We start from the raw sequence: 16,669 nt of genomic DNA, 5'->3' as shown, positions 1-16,669 counted from the left end.
CAAATTTTGAGCATAACACATATGCTTGGAAAATATAGGCAAAATATTTGGCGCCATAAAGTTAAGGCGCCACAGTTAGTTATGTAAAGCTTTATTTTTTTTGGAGTTTAGTATCGTTTCAAATTATCAGTAGATAGGTTTTTTATTTGGTTATTTTTGTGTCAGTGCCCAGTGCTCGCTTGCTCTTGCCCAGTTTGGTCTTACCGGCTTTTTCGTCCGTTTTTTAACCTCCACGTCCAAGTTCACTATTTTCCCCTCCTTCACAAGTTCTTTGAAGGCAAGCTGGAAGTCGCTAGGATAGAAATCGGTTTGTTCCAGAAAACCCGCCCAGCACTCGTTGTCGATGAGCAAGGCCCCGGAGGAGAGTTGCGCCAGCACATAGGTTTTCGCAAGTGTTCGGTTATCTTGGGCGTGCATCACTTCAGGTTCTTCGAAGCCACCAAAGAGATCATCGACTGGTGCGCGCTTGCTCGATTGGTGGCGCAGTTTTGTCTCGAATTGGCTGACGCGCTGGAGCATGTGCATTTGCTCTGCGGCTTCTTTGAAGACAATCAGACCCTTGGGATGGCGAGTCAGATAAATCAGAAAATACAACACTCGATCCATGCCGGGCCGTTCGACTGTCACATGGGCTGAGCGCCCGCCATATAGGGAGCAGATGGCTTGGCGGTACTGCGAGACGATGATCTGTTGGCGCTGCGCGGCTGTCTCATCACCCGAAAACTTTACGGTCTTACCCAGCAACTCCTCGACATTGGTCTGTTGTGACTTCATCGCCATGGCTCTGTTGAGGAAGTCATACATGAAGTTGATCAGAAATTCAGCTTTGTTCAACGCTAGCAACGGAGCCAGTACCGGCGCATTGATAACCTTGTTCCATCCTTTGGGATCTATGAAGAAGAAGGTGAAGTGATGGGATGCCCAGGCAGCAACTTCGTCGATCTTGGTGGTGTAGTCGCCTTGGATGCAGCGTGATGACACACACTCACTGGTATCGTTGTCGAGAAAATTTTTGAGTTTCGCAAAGGCGGTCTTGTTTTTCTCGATGTACAACGCGCGAAACTTCACTTTGCATCCATGCACTTCTTCGAGTGATTTGGCACAATCCTTCATCAGACGCAGTGAGATTCCGATGGAGGTGTCGTGCAAGTCTTCAGACTCTTCCGACCATGGCCCTGCGAAACAATCTACGTAATTAATCACGGTCTCATTTCGACCGATGATCATAAAGAGGCGTTGGAGATAGGTCTTGAGTATGGTGTGCTTTACGTAAGCCTGCTCACGACCGTGGTACTCCATTGGTATCGACGACATGTGACTTCCCTGTTCATGCACTTGGTCGCTGAGATGTCAGACGGCCGACTCGCGCACAATGATAGTGGCCTTACGATATCTCAGCCGCTGTGGGATAGCTATGAAGCTGTCCAGCCAATTTAGGGGCTCAAAGGGTCATTCCCTCGGTGCCCTGAGCCAAAAGCTCTTCTACTCGACGCGTGCCGGGACTGGTGGAAAGCATTTGAAAAGGAGTTTTGCCAGCAAATTGCGTCTTGGGTTTGGAGAGCCAACGGATGGCTTTTTCAATGTCACCAAAAAAGATCTCAGCCAGGCTGAGGATGTGAGCGATCCTGAAGACGTAGTCGCTTTCATCTGCTGTTGAGTGTCCTCCGCTGGACAATCTGCCTTGCAAATCGGTATTGAGCACGCCCAAATCAATAAGTGCTCGCACGTTGTTCGAAGTGAAACCCAACTCGATCAGGTCGTGTATCTGTTGATCTGTGGTCTCGGTAGGAAGGTGAAGGAGATGCCTCAGCCGTTGGCGATAAGTCAGCGAAGCAGTTGCGCGCGACTGTTGTCTATCGCTTAAAACGCCGCCTGATGATTTAGCGACAGGGCGCAATATTATGACGCCCTGTTCAAATTCGATTTGTAAAAGATCTCCTAACCCCAGGCCCAATTGTTTCAAGAGCTCGTTTGGCAGGTTGACGATGACGTCTGCGCTGCCGTCGTTGGGGTATTCGCAGCGTACAACCCAAACCCTACGCTTCTCCATAATCGTCAACCTCGACCTTGCGGGTGGCATCGGGTGCATGAGTGGTGAAGTCACTGTCCCGTAAGTGCATTAAGGTCAGCCATAGTTATCACCTGCCGCTTTCCCATGCCGAGTAGCAGGTAAACGGTGTTTTTGGTGATGAAGAAGCCCGGCGGCCCATGGCTAGTGTGGAAAGAGCTGCGCACCCAATCTCCTGGCTGATAGCGTCCACGACTGTCCAGAACAACGCTCGATGCATAAACCATCACTGGCTCCAGCCCTCGCGAGCGCAGAGCTTCAAGCTCATCAGCGCTCACTTGCAGATCAAGGATTGTCCAATGCTTAACCAAGCAAAATGGACGGGATGGAAGTTTTTCGCGAACAGCGATTTCAGCCTCTCGTGCAGATAAACTGCAGCCGTCCAGCGGCGTGTACTGCCTGTCAAAAAAATCAGTCAGCTGTGAGAGGTTCATCCGCTACTTCCCATAAGCCTGGATGCTGTGATCGCATTTTGCTCTCTTCCTGCACGCTTAGCACCACCATTGGTCATGGTAGTCCCGGCAATTTCTTCAAGCCTCGCGTGTCGCGACGAGCATGGGGTTTTTATCCCTCGGCTATCCACAAGGTTGTATTAGCTGCGGCATTTTTCACAAACGTTCTTAGCCACGAGTAGAGCCGAGATTACGTTAGGCCAGCCATAGAGACCGGGCCCAAGATGATAGCGACGTGGCTGCGATCTCGGAGCGGAAGGCCATACGGGTGAGGCTTCAGCTTGCTAGGGGCACGAGAGATTTAGCGCTTTTCAATTTTGCTATCGATAGCAAGCTGCGCTCTTGTGACTTAGCTAGACGGCGAGTTACACATGGGCAAGGAACGTTCCAGGCGAGAATGCCGAAAATTTACTGAACATTTTTATCGTCTACTAACAATTAGTTAAACGCATTAGCCGTGCTTGAGCAGATCGTAGGCACATAGCAACCTTTTAAATTCGGTACAATTCCGATCAACGTAAGACTTTAAATACTGCTCAAGATCATCAACGGTGACTTTGCGGTGGTAAACCGACCAGATGATTGATGCTGACTTATTAGTTTGTGCAACTGCTTCATCATCCAAAATAGCTTTGATAGTGTTGTGGTCGGTCCTAACTCGCTCCTTTGTTGCTTCCACGATTGTCTCGATTTTGGCTTTCTGCTGCAATTTAAGCCGTTCTTCATCCTTCAGAGTCTTACAAACCTTAGAGAAACCAAATACCGGAAAAAACTGACCTGATTGAATTTTTTGCTTATTTATTAGTTCAAGTAGTTGATAATTCGATTCTTCTAGAATCTTGAAATAATTTCCGATCATTTCGGAGATTGTGAAGTATTGGTACTGGATCGTTTTGGAGGAACCGATGGCTAAAATTTTATCGCTGTTTTTCAAAGTATCCAAATCTTCTGTAATGGTGACTTTAATTTCACCACCCGCAAAAATCTCTTTGACGATATTTTGAACCTTGCGAACATCCATCGCAGTTACCGGTAACGCAAGCTTCGAAATCGCCTCATAGACAGCTGCAAAATTGTCAGTTTTGATCTTATTGATTCTGATAGTGGAAGAGAACCCCTCAAGATCAATGTCATGCTCAGTAATATCGGTGGAGTTCGACTCTGCCTCGTATTCAATTAGTAAGAAATTTTCCCTAATTTTTTTCGCGTGATCAGAATTCGGTTTCACGTATGTGAATATTGTACGCAAGAGAGCTTTAATGTTCTCATCGCTTACGCTGTAACCGATAAACACGATCGGGTTGTGTATAAATAAAGACAGCAACTGAGCCCGAATCAGTTCGTACCGAGCGAAAAAATCCTTATAATCAGCTTCGCTAATAATAATTTTTGTAGGGTGATCTACACACCCATGAATTTTGTAAACCGATCCATAGGGGTTACTCAGCAATATATCATTGCCAATTAGCGGCGAAAACTCAAAAAATTGCTCCAAGAATCGGTCATAGTTGGTTGTTATGATGGATCCTATGTTTTTACTGGCGCGCTTGAGAGCGGCAAGCTCACCACCGTACTCTTCCCTGATGTTTACTTCGCCGAGAAGGTGAGCAATGTAGATTTTGAGCCGGCTGATGCTCACCCCATTTTTCATGTTTTCATAGAAAGTATCATTAACAAACTTCAGTGCACCGTCGCGATCACGCGCAATTTCTTTATTAAAGACATCTTCCAGTTTCGTAGCTATCAGGTCGTATCGGAACTCACCATCCACTTCGCATTCCGCTTTAATGTCGTAATAAAATTCATCAGAACCACGTAGGTCGCAAGAAATCTTCCTGAGTAAGCCATCCCAAGTATAGGACTGGCTCAGATAGCGAAGACTGACCCCGGTTCCTACAAATAAGATCGGATGATTTCTGTATTTTCCGACGAACTCTTCGACCTTCATAACGGCCCCGACCTGATCATGAGTTTAAATTAGTGAGGATTTATACCATGCGGCAAGGGTACCTGGCAGACCCACCTTGCGACCTGACCGGGCGGGTTCGGGCGAATCATTCGAGATTGTCAGTTTCGCTTGGAGGACACGGTCCAGAGTTAAACAAGCCAAGTCCTAACACGATGTCTGATCAGGTCTTTGCGCCTCCCCAAGCCGGTTCTACCGATACACGTTATCGCGTTCACTTTGTTAGACGCATTTGAGCAGCGCCTGCTGGCCAACTGCTGCCCTCTGGCGGTGATTCTCTAGAGCTGCCGTAGTTGCATAATCGCGTCTGTAATCGCTTTTGCATTTGTGTCCAAGGTTTCCATGGCCACAAATGCGCTATCTGCAACGCCCTCTACGCCATTGTCTGAAAGCCATTTCGTTATCTCCTCTATTGCCGCCCCCAGAGCATGCTGGTTGTGCAGAAGCAGTGTCAGCGCATCTGCCGTGGCGATATTAGAGTCTGGGCTATTTGGCATGAGCGTCTTCCTTGGCGAGAGGTTTAAAAAGCTTAGTTCATGCAACCGGATCACACTGCCTTGGGCGCTCATTCATGATGTGGCTGTCTCGCACCAAAATAGCGCGCCAGTCCCCTCTCAGTCCCATATGGCCCTTTTTCAGACTCCAGAAACCACAAGCCACCGACTTTCTCTACGAAAATCAGGGGCTTGCGTTTACTGAATGTGGCGGTGAAGGAGAGATTCGAACTCCGACATCTATGCCGTCATACATGCTCTCCGAGATTGACCATTTATGCGTACGCAGGATTTCCGAGAAGCCTAAACGCCCTGGGGGAGCTGATGACGGTAATTGAGGCGCGAAAACAGCTAGGCATAAATGATGCGCCTGGCAAAGAGCCCAGTTCGCCGAGCCCCAAGGGAGAAGCGCTCATGGCTGCAGGTACAGCGAATCAGACTAAGCTCTCGGGCGCGCCCGTTCAAGGTCCCCTTTTTGACTTCGCACCAGTCGCTAACGAATTTCTACGAACACACCTGTTTGGCGACATTTTTGAGCGAGACAATCTGGACTGGCAAAGCGGAGAGATTGCCACTGTAAGCATGATTTCCGCTTTACCAGGTGAGAGCTGTGGCCGTCACCGGGTGGCTACCTTCCACGACTGACGTCGCTCGACAGTTGGAAAGCCGAGCAGAGTACTAGGGCGATGTTTTTATATGATTTTCTCGACCTGTTACAGAAAAACGACCCTTTAAGTGTTACTCGTTGAGCTTCGCTGAAAGCCATTTTGTTGTCCCGTTTGCCCCTTTGCCGGTCTCCAACAAAAAGACCTGACCATCGATGCCTCGGGATGAAAAGTCGACGGATCCGTCTGTTGGTGTATAGGTTCTTGCGGTCGAGCGGTAAGGACGGAAAGCGGAAAGCAGGTATCGTCGGCCATCGGCCAATGAGGTGAAATAACACCCGAGGCTCCCAGCAGATGTCTTATTTGACCAGACCTTGAAGTCCAACCGAGCAAGCCATGTGCCGATGGGAACGTCTTCCCAAGCATAGGATTTAAGCTCTAAGCCTGCATCCAATGCACCTTTGTAACTCCATCCTCGCAGCGAGCTTTCAGCGGGTGTTTCAAAGGTTTTTTCCACTTATTTCTTACTCCGTGATCGTTTTGCTTGCACAGGCTACGCGCCGACACTCCCCTGGTGGACGGTTGACGTCAATTCCTGTTGGGTGTGGAGGGGCCTGCCTGATTAGGTTGGAGCGTTTCACTCGTAGGGAAGGCCGCCGAATAGCTCAATCATTAGGTCGCCTCTCAGCACTTCGAACGGTACTTCGACATACTCATCCGGATGGCGCGGAAATGCTTTTTTCTCATGGCTCGAATTCTTCGTATGACCATGTACCTTCTGGCCATTCTCTTTGATGTAGGGCAGCACCACGATACGTCCGTGGTTCTTGGAGATAATCGTACCTTCGTGCCATAGGGTTTCACCGTTTTTGCTGGCTGAATCACCACTGACTGTTTTAACAGTCCAGCCAGGCGTACCCGATTCCTCATACCAGAACACAAAGCCCGCAACGACGACCACGCGCTGGCCACGAGCTTTAGCTTCTATCAGTAATTTCTGAACGCTGGCCAATTGTAAAAGCTTGTTAGCTCTGGGCAGCAATTGGGAGCGGATATCAACTTTGGTTTTGCCCCAATGAGCGGTACCAGACAGACCAAAACCTCGGGCGATCTTTTCGCGAGAGCAGTACATTGCGCATTTTTTAGTCGGGTTCAACCGATGTGACCAGTCATGTTCTCCACTCCGGGACAATGCAATCCTGTATCTAGGGAAGAACGCGATCTGAAGATAGGGCGCTTCCTGCAACTGCTCAAATAGTGCGCCACTTAAATTTTCCAGGTCAGGGGGAAGGATTAGGTCAGCTTGTTGAGGGCGCGCGAGGGGGGCGTTTCGGCGTAGTGCCTCTTTGAGCATCATGCATTCTTCATCCGCTAGGCGTTCTTGCACGATAATTTCTTTCTCTGCCTTCAGCGTCAGAGACGCGCGCAGAACATCATCGAGGTTGAGTGAAGTCGCTCTGTCGGCGATCTGCGCATTGAATTGAGTGGAAAATGCTCTGGCCTCTTCATACGTAGGGAACGTTTGGGCCTTCGCATGACCATTCGCTTCAATGTAATGAGGCATCCATGTGACATCCCCCGGTTGAACGTACTTAAGAGCGCGGATTATCCACCGCCCCGTCTCATACCAGCGAAACGGGAACAGGGCTAATGTCAAATTTTCGTAGCCTGACAATTCGCATAGTTGCATGAGATGCCCTTCCGAAGGCTCAACAAACGAAATCGCTGTTCATGCGTGCTCGGTATGAGGCTTCAATGGACTCGGACTCCCAGTAGCGCGAATCAGCCAGAGCGACCTCTCTAAGACAAGCTCTTTATTGCAGTCCAGCTAACTGTAGGACAAGTAATCATCCGGCGTTGCCTATGCTCTGTATCTGATGAGGCTCAAACAGAGTAATAACTTTCGAAACTCCAGGCAGACCACGTTCGATTAGCGACTTTTTGCCGTCGTGTGTCCAGCGAGCGTATGGGCGGGCGCTCAAACGAAATGACGAGTTCTTTGTAGAATCCTGGCCAGCAAGCTTGCTTCCGCCGGCGAAACTGGTGGGCGACGAAACGAAACAATCTTGCATTCCGCCAGCGGCAGCGCATTCGTGGAATTTATGACCTTCGGTACTGGAAGGTACGATTGATCGTTGATATCAGAGGCTTCAAATGTGAACGCCATCTGTGCTCCCCGCTCCGAGATATCAAAGTCATCAACGATTTTCATAAAAATGCTCCACAGCTGCTACAGGTCATGCGGGTGATCTCAAATGCCGCGGGAGGATAGTCCTTGAACGATGAGAGATTCAAGAGTCGGAATTGCTTCCATTGTGACAAAGGCGACGGGATGAGCCTCTCGTGTGTGCATGCTGCCCTCGGAATTTTTCCGACCTTTGGGATGTGCCGAGAAAAAGCGCAGAAATCGTGAAGGAGCTACACCGTCGAATGGCATGACTCTCACCTTCTCCGTTTCGTTCTCGTTTTCAGTTATAGCATCCTCGTGAAGCTTCGTCGCAAGGCTCTTGCGGTATGGCTCTAGAAAGTACACTTCACGAACACCTGCCGCGACAATGTGTCTTGCACATGAGTGGCAAGGATAGGTGGTAACAAACAATTTCCCATCCCTGATCTTTCCACCATCCGTGCTGCCAGCGCTTAATAAGGCATGCATTTCCGCATGTACCGCGCGTGAAAACTCAATCAAGCTCTTGAGCTGTGATTTCTTGCGAATTGCCTTATAGACTTGGTCTCGCTTCGACTCTTCTATGAGGCCCTCTTGAGCGAGAAGATCAACGATGGCATTTGAGATGACTTCCTTTTCCTGATCGTTGGAGCATCGGCCCCCATCAAGGTTCCAGCAGCGTCGATCTTCATCCGGTGAGCTTCCATACGATTCCGTTTGATAAAGACCTCCAAACGCTTTTGGCACATCGTTCCATCCGGTTGCCAAAATCTCACCTTCCGCACTGGTGATCGCAGCTCCCACCTGTCGGGAAAGACATGCAGAGTTTCGTGCAGCGGAAAAGGCAGCGTACATCGCTCTCTCGTTCAACGTAGGAGTCGCGATAACAGTGCCCAGCATCAAATCGAGGAATCGTTTTACTCGACCCTTTCGATGGGTATCGGTGGTCTTCTCCACGCGAAGGAAAAAGTCGGCTTGCGGGAAGGTGTCTTCGACACGTTGCCCATGATCTATCTCTTCGCCTGAGTCTCTGTCGATGAGGTCGTGGATGTGGTCGCCCTGACTTTTGTATCTTTCCAGTCGCGCGATGCGTAATTCGATCGGCGAATAGACCCCTACCACATGCAGCATGTCGCCGTAGATCGAGCGCAAGAGCTTGAGTTCGTCGATGTGCTTTATCGAGTCGATAATGTGGCAGTAGCGGACAGTGACCTTCGGAATGGGAGCAGCGCCAGGATGCTCAAACATATCTGGCTCATGGTGGTCCTCGGCTTCTTGCTGGGCTTCTTCCCGCTCCAGAGTGATACGTCGAATGGCAAAGCGAGCAAGAATCTCATTGCCGTACTCTCGGCGTAGCTCGTTCCCTGCTTCAATGAGCTTGATTATCGACTTTTCGCCAGTGAGAGATTTTTGCTTACGAATCTCATCACTCAGCCTGATGATATTAACTTTTTCGTAGTTGTAGTCCGTTCCTAGCAGCAGCTCCTTAAAGGTTCGGGCTACGTCGTGCAGCGGCGTACCCATCGGTCCACAAAGGGCGATAACGATTTCCGGGGTGATCGTCTTTCCAATTGCACCGATATCGTCGAAATGCCCACCTTTGTCGCTGTTGGCTGACGCAATGAGGCGGAAATCTGGAGCTGCCATAACGATCCCTGTCAGGTAGAAGTACTTTTAGTCTTCGATCATCTCATATTGCTATCGGAATATTGTAGTGAAGCGATAGGCAATCCGCTTCAGTTGTGGAAAAGAAAAAACTTTCCATGTGAAAGAGTTCGTTCTTGCTTAAAGATGCTTTTTGCGGACGACAAAGCGGTCGTCTAAATCAGTCGCATTAATTTCGAAAACGTCTCATTTATTTCGAAATCCCACAGCCGCCCCCCACGAGTGCAGGCCCGGAAGCCGAGTGATGGGGCTGGCGGAAGGGTCGTTGCGGCCAATGACTCAAGGGCGAGCAACTGACCACCGATTGAATCGCCGCCACTTCCAGCGCCTCGGACTCCGCCAGCGGGGGCAGCAAACCCGGCAAACGACTCGCCAGCAAGGTCTTGCCCGTTCCTGGCGGCCCGCTGAACAGAAGATTGTGAGCGCCCGCCGCCGCAATCAGTAGCGCACGCTTGGCGGCTAGCTGCCCCTGTACCTCGTTCAAGTCGGGGTAGGGTTTGCTGGCGTGAATCAAGCCATCGGAGACATAGGGTTCGACCGGCGTGTGCCCGTTGAAATGGGCGACGGCTTCCAGCAGATGATCCACCGCAATCACCTTCAAGCCGGACGCCAGGCACGCCTCCTCGGCATTCGCCCGCGGCACCATCAGCGAGCGCCCGGCCTTGCGCGCCGCCAATGCCGCCGGCAAGACGCCGCGCACGGCACGCACCGCGCCTGACAGCGCCAACTCACCCAGACATTCCACATCATCGAGCGTCAGCGTCGGCACCTGCACACTGGCCGAGAGAATCCCCAACGCAATCGCCAGGTCGAACCGCCCGCCATCCTTGGGCAAATCCGCCGGCGCCAGATTCAACGTGATCCGCCGCGCCGGAAATTGCAGCCCCGAATTGATGATCGCACTGCGCACCCGATCCTTACTCTCCTTCACCGCCGCCTCGGGCAGACCAACCATGGTCAGTGATGGCAAACCGTTGGCCAGATGGACTTCGACAGTGACAGCGGGTGCATCCACGCCAATCTGGGCGCGGCTGTGGACGATGGAGAGGGACATGGTCGTTCCTTGAGATGAATCGGGGCCGCTTCCTGCGGGCTTTTTGAAGGGTAGTTGGCGGAGGAGTTTCTGGCGGGGTGTTTGAGGAGGCAAACCTTCACTGGATGTTGCAGATGCTAAGTCTGTAGGAGCCGGCTTGCTGGCGATAGCGATTGGTCAGGCGACAAATGTATCGACGGTACAACCGCGATCGCCAGCAAGCTGGCTCTTACAATTATTCGGTTTCTGCTGGTGGGCTTAGCTTCGCTTCCATCTCTGCGACCTTCGCCTCGAGTGCCTCCAGGCGTGCCCGCGTGCGCGCCAGCACGACCATCTGGCTATCAAACTCTTCCCGGCTCACCAGATCCAGCTTACTGAAGCCGCTCTGCAACAATGCCTTGAACTGGCTTTCGATTTCGCTTTTCGGCAGGGGGGTGTCGCCGCTGAAGAGGCGGGAGGCGGTGCCGGTCAGGGCATCGAGGAAGTCTTTGGGCGCGAGCATGGGAAGAGGTCCTGATAACAATGGCGGGCAGTGTATCACGCAGTGTCTATAGTCATTTTCGCAGGCAAGGAATGCACGCTTTTCGCGCATGCGGACGGACGGCATCGCACCGTTGTTGTGCGTATCACGTCGGGTGTTGGAGTGAAGTTGTCGCTATCTGCGAGCAAAGGCTTGAAAACAGAGGGTTTTGTGGACATGGCAAGGTTTCTGCTTAGACGCTAGTGACCCATGCACTGATGCAGTCGCTGTGACGAATGCAGTGCGCCAGGCGAAACGGGGGAGTGTTTCGCAAGGAGCGGTTAACTGGCGTCGGACGGGCAGGTTAGAGCCGACGATGCGTTACAAAGCCAGGCACTGCGCTTAGACTTGAGACGGGTTTGTTTTCCTGGGGCAAGTCCACCAATTCGGGAGAGAGTTTTCATGAAGCTAGTCACTGCCATCATCAAGCCGTTCAAGTTGGACGACGTGCGCGAGTCGTTGTCCGAGATCGGCGTGCAGGGCATTACCGTTACTGAAGTCAAAGGCTTCGGTCGGCAGAAGGGTCACACCGAGCTGTATCGCGGCGCGGAGTACGTGGTCGATTTCCTGCCAAAGGTGAAGATTGATGTCGCCATTGACGACAAGGATCTCGACCGGGTTATCGAGGCGATAACCAAGGCCGCCAACACCGGGAAGATCGGTGACGGCAAGATCTTCGTGGTCAATCTGGAACAGGCGATTCGCATCCGTACCGGCGAAACCGATACCGACGCAATCTAAGCCGCCACAAACCCAACGCCCCAGGAGAAAACAATATGACTCTGCGTAAATTCGCAGGGCTAGGAGCCCTGTTGTCCATCGTAATGCCCAGCCTTGCTTTGGCGGCAGACGAAGTGGCGGCCCCAGTCCTCAACTCCGGTGATACCGCCTGGATGTTGACCTCGACAGCTCTGGTGCTGTTCATGACCATCCCCGGCCTCGCGCTGTTCTACGGCGGCATGGTGCGGTCGAAAAACATTCTTTCCGTGATGATGCAGTGCTTCGCCATTACCGGTCTGATCAGCGTCCTGTGGGTCATTTATGGCTACAGCATCGCGTTCGACACCACCGGCATGGAGCAGGGCGTCGTCAACTTCAACTCGTTCTTCGGCGGCATGGGCAAGGCTTTCCTCGCCGGTGTCACGCCATCCAGCCTGACCGGGCCGGCGGCGCTGTTCCCTGAAGCGGTGTTCATCACTTTCCAGATGACCTTCGCCATCATCACCCCGGCGCTGATCGTCGGTGCCTTCGCCGAGCGGATGAAATTCTCCGCGATGCTGATCTTCATGGGCATCTGGTTCACCCTGGTATATGCGCCAATCGCACACATGGTCTGGTCCGGTAACGGCGGCCTGATGTGGGACTGGGGCGTGCTCGACTTCGCTGGCGGCACCGTGGTGCACATCAACGCCGGTGTGGCCGGCCTGATTGCCTGCCTGGTACTGGGCAAGCGCAAAGGCTTCCCTACCACCCCGATGGCACCGCACAACCTCGGTTACACCCTGATGGGCGCCGCAATGCTGTGGGTTGGCTGGTTCGGTTTCAACGCCGGTTCCGCTGCTGCGGCCAACGGCACCGCCGGTATGGCGATGCTGGTGACCCAGATCGCTACCGCTGCTGCTGCACTGGGCTGGATGTTCGCCGAGTGGGTCACCCACGGTAAGCCAAGCGCACTGGGTATTGCTTCGGGTGTGGTCGCCGGTCTGGTCGCCATCACTCCAGCCGCGGGCACCGTTGGCCCGATGGGCGCACTGGTGATCGGTCTGGCTGCAGGCGTGGTGTGCTTCTTCTGCGCCACCACCCTTAAACGCAAACTGGGTTATGACGATTCCCTCGACGCCTTCGGCGTGCACGGTATCGGCGGTATCCTCGGCGCGATCCTGACCGGTGTGTTCGCTGCACCATCGCTGGGTGGCTTCGGCACCGTGACCGACATCGCCGCACAAGTCTGGATTCAGTGCAAAGGTGTGGGCTTCACCGTGATCTACACCGCGATTGTCACATTTATCATCCTCAAGGTCCTCGATGCCGTCATGGGCCTGCGGGTCACTGAAGAAGAAGAGGCAGTCGGTATCGATCTGGCGCTTCACAACGAACGCGGCTACAACTTGTAAGCACCCGCATAAAAAACTTGCCCGGCTTGCCGGGCATTTTTTTGTCTGGATTTTGTCATTGGACGTGTGGCTGAAAGGTTTTTTCTGACAGCTTTGTGAAGGTTTACGGCAGGGGTTTTTCTGCGGGCAATCGCTTACGCAATGGAAGGAATATTAGGGCCTTTGTTTTTTCCCAGAGCGCGCTAGAATGCGCCCCGAACGTGCGGAGAACTGTATGTGGCAACAGACTCTGATTACCCTGCGGGCGAGGCCCCGGGGCTTTCATCTGGTAACGGACGAGTTACTCGCCGGCTTGCCTGAACTCAAGGCGTGTCGGGTCGGTCTGTTGCATTTGTGGCTGCAGCATACCTCGGCGTCGTTGACCATCAACGAGAACGCCGATCCGGCGGTACGTCGCGACTTCGAACGATTTTTCAATCGTCTGATCCCACAAGGAACAGACGGCTATGAGCATAACGACGAAGGCCTGGACGACCTCCCGGCGCACTTCAAGGCCAGCGTGCTTGGTTGTCAGCTCAGTTTGCCGATCTCGGCAGGCCGACTGGCGTTAGGGACCTGGCAAGGCGTTTATCTGGGCGAGCACCGTGATCATGGCGGTGCTCGTAAAGTCCTCGCCACCGTGCACGGTGATGGGGCATAGCCGCTGGTCAGCAGCGGCTGTTGATTTTTTTCCGGCAGCCTTCGACAGAGGGCAAAGCTGGGCTATAACTAATCTGCTTTTCGCAAGTCATGAGGTAGAACATGAGCGACGATGATCTGGAAAACGACGACCTCGAAGTAGGCGACGAAGACGAGGCCGAAGAAGGCCTGGAAGCAGCAGCGGAAGACGTTGCTGACGACGACGGCGTTGATGCGCCCGCGCCGACTGCCAAAGGCAAAGCCAAGGCAGCGGTATCGGTCGACGAGCTGCCAAGTGTCGAAGCCAAGAACAAGGAACGCGATGCTCTCGCGCGGGCCATGGAAGAGTTTTTGGCCAGAGGTGGCAAGGTGCAGGAAGTGGAGGCCAACGTAGTCGCCGATCCGCCCAAGAAGCCGGACAACAAGTACGGCAGCCGGCCTATCTAAGGCTGCTCCGAGCTTGCTGAAAAAGCCCGCCGTCGCCGCGGGCTTTTTCATGGGTGAAACAAAACCCTTGAACTCGGCATGATCCCCTGTGGGAGAGCCTGCTCGCGAAGAGGCCCTCACATTCAAGATCTATGTCGGCTGACCCACCGCTTTCGCGAGCAGGCGCGCTCCCACATGTTTTGTGTCATCGCGAGGCGGCATTCCACAGCGCCAACAACGCCGGCAACTCGGTCAGGCTGCGAATTTCCGCATCCGGCAAACGGTCCGCTTCCCACGCCTTGCCCGCCGGGTTGAACCAGATTGCCCGCAGCCCCGCTTGCTGCGCACCGGCAATATCATCACCCGGATGATCACCGATGTGCACCGCCCTCTCGGGCGTCGCGCCGCCACGCTGCAACGCTTCATGAAACAGCCGCGCATCAGGCTTGGCGATGCCGATGTCTTCGGCGCACAGCGCAAACTTGAAGTAATCCGCCAGGCCCAGCCGACGTACATCGGCGTTGCCGTTGGTGACCACGCCGAGGGCGTAGTGGTTGGCGAGAATCTCCAGGGTGGGTTCGACTTCCGGAAACACCTCGATCTGATGCCGAGCGTGCAGAAACACTTCGAAGCCCTTGTCTGCCAGATCCGAGGCTTGCGCATGGGCATAGCCGGATTCTTCCAGCGCATGGAACAGCACGCGCCGGCGCAGGGCGCTGATGCGATGCTTGAGTCCCGGCTCGCTGCTCAGGATACGCTCACGAATGGTCCACAAATGCTCAACCGGCACTGCACCCAGATTGGGCGCGTGCTCGGTCAGCCATTCACGCAAAACGGCTTCGGCGCTGACAATCACCGGGGCGGTGTCCCACAGGGTGTCGTCGAGGTCGAAGGTGATCAACTGAATGCTCATGAATCGTCGCCTTTCATGCGTTTGGCCCGTGGATGGGCGCTGTCATAGACCGTGGCCAGATGCTGGAAGTCCAGGTGGGTATAGATCTGCGTGGTCTTGATGTCGGAATGGCCGAGCAATTCCTGCACCGCCCGCAGGTCCTGGGAGGACTCCAGCAAATGGCTGGCGAAGGAGTGACGCAGCATATGCGGGTGCAGGTTTTGTCCCAGTTCGCGTTCGCCGGCGGCTTTGACCCGCACCTGAATCGCCCGGGGCCCGAGGCGCCGGCCTTGCTGACTGACAAACACCGCATCGTCTGCCGGATTGGCCATCGCCCGCAGCGGCAACCATTGTTCCAATGCCTCGCGAGCCTTTTTGCCCACTGGCAGCAGGCGGGTTTTACTGCCCTTGCCGAGTACCTGGACCATGCCGTCTGCAAGGTCGAGTTGATCAAGGTTGAGACCGGTCAGCTCTGAAAGCCGCAGTCCAGAGGAATAGAACAGCTCCAGAATCGCCTGATCACGACGAGCGAGAAAATCATCCTCCACACCGCCCTCAAGCAGTTGCAACGCGCGGTCGGTGTCGAGGGTTTTCGGCAGGCGTCGTTCGCCCTTGGGCGGTGCGAGGCCGTTAGCCGGATCGTGGTCGCACAGGCCTTCGCGGTTCAGGTAGTGATAGAGACCGCGCACTGCCGACAGCAACCGTGCCAGGCTGCGCGAGGATTGGCCTTGGGCATGCAGGCGGGCGATCAGGCTACGCAGGCGCTGAATGTCCAGTGCTGCCCAACTGCCGATGTTCTGTTTGACGCACCAGTCCAGGACTTTATCGAGGTCACGGCGGTAGGCCGACAGCGTGTGCGGTGACACCTGCCGCTCACTGCGCAGGTGTTCGCAGTAAGCGTCCAGTTGCCGTTCCATGTTCAGCGAACCGAGCGCAGGGAGCTATTGACCCGTGGCAGCACGCGGCCCATGACTTCGGCGATGTAACTGAGGAACAGCGTGCCCACCGAACTCTTGTAGTGCTGCGGATCACGGCTGGCGATGGCGAGGATGCCGTGGATGCCTTGATGGCTGATGGCGACGACGGCCGTGGAGCCAATCTGCTTGCGCTGTTCTTCGCCGAACAAGAAGTCCAGCTCATGTTCACGCAGGCTGCCACTGACGCTTTTGTCTTCGAGCAGCAGGCCACCGATGGCCACTTGTGCGTCGGCGTGCGTGACCCAGCGCCCCACTGGCATGGCGTTGTCGCCCAGCAGGATGAGGCTGACGAAGGGCACCTGGAAATCCTGGCGCAGGCTGTCTTCGACGCAGATCACCACGTCTTCCAGGCTGGTGGCATCCATCAGCGCGAGAATCAGGCGGCGGGTCTTGTCGAAGAGGCGGTCGTTGTCGCGAGCCACATCCATCAAGTGCGACAGACGATGACGCAGCTCGATGTTACGGTCGCGCAGGATGGTCATCTGCCGCTCCACAAGCGAAACGGTGTCGCCGCGCCGGTGGGGAATGCGCATTGCCGGCAGCAGTTCTTCGTGCTCGACGAAGAAATCCGGATGAGCCTCCAGGTACGCGGCAATTGCCGCCGCCTCCAGGCGCTCGGACGGAGATTCGTCGGACTGTCGGGCTGGTACCTGTGGCTTGTCGGTCATGGCT

The 16,669-nt window shown here is 53.9% G+C and carries 17 protein-coding genes and 2 pseudogenes; 5 read left to right on the top strand and 14 right to left on the bottom strand.

The window, feature by feature from the left end; all coding sequences use genetic code 11:
* Positions 1–150: 150 nt before the first annotated feature.
* From tcmP to BVK86_RS11070, 5 genes are all read right to left on the bottom strand, one after another.
* Positions 151–1,314 (bottom strand): three-Cys-motif partner protein TcmP, encoded by a 1,164-nt coding sequence (gene tcmP, locus BVK86_RS11095; RefSeq protein ID WP_075946480.1) that lies wholly within the window; start codon positions 1,312–1,314, stop codon positions 151–153.
* Positions 1,315–1,441: 127 nt separating this feature from the next.
* Complete coding sequence (locus BVK86_RS30110; protein WP_231977968.1) at positions 1,442–2,050, bottom strand: antitoxin Xre/MbcA/ParS toxin-binding domain-containing protein; 609 nt, start codon at positions 2,048–2,050, stop codon at positions 1,442–1,444.
* A gap of 50 nt (positions 2,051–2,100) precedes the next feature.
* The gene (locus tag BVK86_RS11085) at positions 2,101–2,502 is read right to left on the bottom strand and encodes a DUF6957 family protein (protein WP_075946479.1); all 402 of its coding nucleotides are present in this window, start codon (positions 2,500–2,502) and stop codon (positions 2,101–2,103) included.
* Positions 2,503–2,971: 469 nt separating this feature from the next.
* A complete protein-coding gene (locus BVK86_RS11075; RefSeq protein WP_075946477.1) occupies positions 2,972–4,468 on the bottom strand; it encodes an SIR2 family protein in 1,497 nt (498 codons plus the stop codon).
* 296 nt (positions 4,469–4,764) lie between these two features.
* Positions 4,765–4,983 carry a hypothetical protein gene (locus BVK86_RS11070; protein ID WP_075946476.1) on the bottom strand — a complete coding sequence of 73 codons (219 nt, stop codon included), beginning with the start codon at positions 4,981–4,983 and terminating at the stop codon, positions 4,765–4,767.
* A gap of 198 nt (positions 4,984–5,181) precedes the next feature.
* Here BVK86_RS11070 and BVK86_RS30105 point away from each other — a divergent pair.
* A pseudogene (locus BVK86_RS30105) lies at positions 5,182–5,583 on the top strand (carboxymuconolactone decarboxylase family protein); the annotation flags it as partial.
* Between the two features lie 135 nt (positions 5,584–5,718).
* On the opposite strand, the gene BVK86_RS11060 reads toward BVK86_RS30105, so the two are convergent.
* The 6 genes and pseudogenes from BVK86_RS11060 to BVK86_RS11035 form a co-directional block, all read right to left on the bottom strand.
* The gene (locus BVK86_RS11060) at positions 5,719–6,102 is read right to left on the bottom strand and encodes a hypothetical protein (RefSeq protein WP_075946475.1); all 384 of its coding nucleotides are present in this window, start codon (positions 6,100–6,102) and stop codon (positions 5,719–5,721) included.
* A gap of 120 nt (positions 6,103–6,222) precedes the next feature.
* Entirely contained in the window at positions 6,223–7,149 is a 927-nt protein-coding gene (locus BVK86_RS11055; RefSeq protein ID WP_083659322.1) for a hypothetical protein, read from the bottom strand.
* Positions 7,150–7,563: 414 nt separating this feature from the next.
* Complete coding sequence (locus tag BVK86_RS11050) at positions 7,564–7,797, bottom strand: hypothetical protein (protein WP_075946473.1); 234 nt, start codon at positions 7,795–7,797, stop codon at positions 7,564–7,566.
* A gap of 39 nt (positions 7,798–7,836) precedes the next feature.
* Complete coding sequence (locus BVK86_RS11045; RefSeq protein WP_075946472.1) at positions 7,837–9,399, bottom strand: anti-phage dCTP deaminase; 1,563 nt, start codon at positions 9,397–9,399, stop codon at positions 7,837–7,839.
* Positions 9,400–9,625: 226 nt separating this feature from the next.
* Positions 9,626–10,471: pseudogene (locus BVK86_RS11040) on the bottom strand (YifB family Mg chelatase-like AAA ATPase); the annotation flags it as partial.
* 214 nt (positions 10,472–10,685) lie between these two features.
* Positions 10,686–10,952, bottom strand: coding sequence for an accessory factor UbiK family protein (locus tag BVK86_RS11035; protein ID WP_075946470.1), 267 nt, complete (start codon positions 10,950–10,952; stop codon positions 10,686–10,688).
* Between the two features lie 420 nt (positions 10,953–11,372).
* On the opposite strand from BVK86_RS11035, the gene glnK reads away from it, so the two are divergent.
* The 4 genes from glnK to sutA all read left to right on the top strand — a co-directional run bounded on the left by glnK (position 11,373) and on the right by sutA (position 14,149).
* The gene (gene glnK / locus BVK86_RS11030; RefSeq protein ID WP_002555808.1) at positions 11,373–11,711 is read left to right on the top strand and encodes a P-II family nitrogen regulator; all 339 of its coding nucleotides are present in this window, start codon (positions 11,373–11,375) and stop codon (positions 11,709–11,711) included.
* A gap of 35 nt (positions 11,712–11,746) precedes the next feature.
* The gene (locus tag BVK86_RS11025; protein ID WP_075946469.1) at positions 11,747–13,084 is read left to right on the top strand and encodes an ammonium transporter; all 1,338 of its coding nucleotides are present in this window, start codon (positions 11,747–11,749) and stop codon (positions 13,082–13,084) included.
* A 214-nt stretch (positions 13,085–13,298) separates the two neighbouring features.
* The gene (locus BVK86_RS11020; protein ID WP_075946468.1) at positions 13,299–13,724 is read left to right on the top strand and encodes a secondary thiamine-phosphate synthase enzyme YjbQ; all 426 of its coding nucleotides are present in this window, start codon (positions 13,299–13,301) and stop codon (positions 13,722–13,724) included.
* Positions 13,725–13,825: 101 nt separating this feature from the next.
* A complete protein-coding gene (sutA, locus tag BVK86_RS11015) occupies positions 13,826–14,149 on the top strand; it encodes a transcriptional regulator SutA (RefSeq protein WP_075946467.1) in 324 nt (107 codons plus the stop codon).
* A gap of 184 nt (positions 14,150–14,333) precedes the next feature.
* On the opposite strand, the gene BVK86_RS11010 is transcribed toward sutA, so the two are convergent.
* From BVK86_RS11010 to BVK86_RS11000, 3 genes are read right to left on the bottom strand one after another with little or no spacing between them, the layout of a single operon-like run.
* Entirely contained in the window at positions 14,334–15,041 is a 708-nt protein-coding gene (locus BVK86_RS11010) for an HAD family hydrolase (RefSeq protein WP_075946466.1), read from the bottom strand.
* Positions 15,038–15,937, bottom strand: coding sequence for a tyrosine recombinase XerC (gene xerC / locus BVK86_RS11005; protein WP_075946465.1), 900 nt, complete (start codon positions 15,935–15,937; stop codon positions 15,038–15,040). Before xerC ends, BVK86_RS11010 begins: the two co-directional genes overlap by 4 nt.
* 2 nt (positions 15,938–15,939) lie before the next feature.
* Complete coding sequence (locus tag BVK86_RS11000; protein ID WP_075946464.1) at positions 15,940–16,665, bottom strand: DUF484 family protein; 726 nt, start codon at positions 16,663–16,665, stop codon at positions 15,940–15,942.
* Positions 16,666–16,669: the final 4 nt, after the last annotated feature.

This window comes from Pseudomonas reinekei, assembly GCF_001945365.1.
Classification (GTDB): Bacteria; Pseudomonadota; Gammaproteobacteria; order Pseudomonadales; family Pseudomonadaceae; genus Aquipseudomonas; species Aquipseudomonas reinekei.
The sequence above is the reverse complement of the archived record's forward strand: the minus strand, read 5'-3'. Positions and strand labels throughout refer to the sequence as shown.

Excerpts from the sequence above, each read along its gene's own strand:
- tcmP (WP_075946480.1), bottom strand. The coding sequence starts at position 1,314 with ATGTCGTCGATACCAATGGAGTACCACGGTCGTGAGCAGGCTTACGTA.
- BVK86_RS30110 (WP_231977968.1), bottom strand. The coding sequence starts at position 2,050 with ATGGAGAAGCGTAGGGTTTGGGTTGTACGCTGCGAATACCCCAACGAC.
- BVK86_RS11085 (WP_075946479.1), bottom strand. The coding sequence starts at position 2,502 with ATGAACCTCTCACAGCTGACTGATTTTTTTGACAGGCAGTACACGCCG.
- BVK86_RS11075 (WP_075946477.1), bottom strand. The coding sequence starts at position 4,468 with ATGAAGGTCGAAGAGTTCGTCGGAAAATACAGAAATCATCCGATCTTA.
- BVK86_RS11070 (WP_075946476.1), bottom strand. The coding sequence starts at position 4,983 with ATGCCAAATAGCCCAGACTCTAATATCGCCACGGCAGATGCGCTGACA.
- BVK86_RS11055 (WP_083659322.1), bottom strand. The coding sequence starts at position 7,149 with ATGCCTCATTACATTGAAGCGAATGGTCATGCGAAGGCCCAAACGTTC.
- BVK86_RS11050 (WP_075946473.1), bottom strand. The coding sequence starts at position 7,797 with ATGAAAATCGTTGATGACTTTGATATCTCGGAGCGGGGAGCACAGATG.
- BVK86_RS11045 (WP_075946472.1), bottom strand. The coding sequence starts at position 9,399 with ATGGCAGCTCCAGATTTCCGCCTCATTGCGTCAGCCAACAGCGACAAA.
- BVK86_RS11035 (WP_075946470.1), bottom strand. The coding sequence starts at position 10,952 with ATGCTCGCGCCCAAAGACTTCCTCGATGCCCTGACCGGCACCGCCTCC.
- glnK (WP_002555808.1), top strand. The coding sequence starts at position 11,373 with ATGAAGCTAGTCACTGCCATCATCAAGCCGTTCAAGTTGGACGACGTG.
- BVK86_RS11025 (WP_075946469.1), top strand. The coding sequence starts at position 11,747 with ATGACTCTGCGTAAATTCGCAGGGCTAGGAGCCCTGTTGTCCATCGTA.
- BVK86_RS11020 (WP_075946468.1), top strand. The coding sequence starts at position 13,299 with ATGTGGCAACAGACTCTGATTACCCTGCGGGCGAGGCCCCGGGGCTTT.
- sutA (WP_075946467.1), top strand. The coding sequence starts at position 13,826 with ATGAGCGACGATGATCTGGAAAACGACGACCTCGAAGTAGGCGACGAA.
- BVK86_RS11010 (WP_075946466.1), bottom strand. The coding sequence starts at position 15,041 with ATGAGCATTCAGTTGATCACCTTCGACCTCGACGACACCCTGTGGGAC.
- xerC (WP_075946465.1), bottom strand. The coding sequence starts at position 15,937 with ATGGAACGGCAACTGGACGCTTACTGCGAACACCTGCGCAGTGAGCGG.
- BVK86_RS11000 (WP_075946464.1), bottom strand. The coding sequence starts at position 16,665 with ATGACCGACAAGCCACAGGTACCAGCCCGACAGTCCGACGAATCTCCG.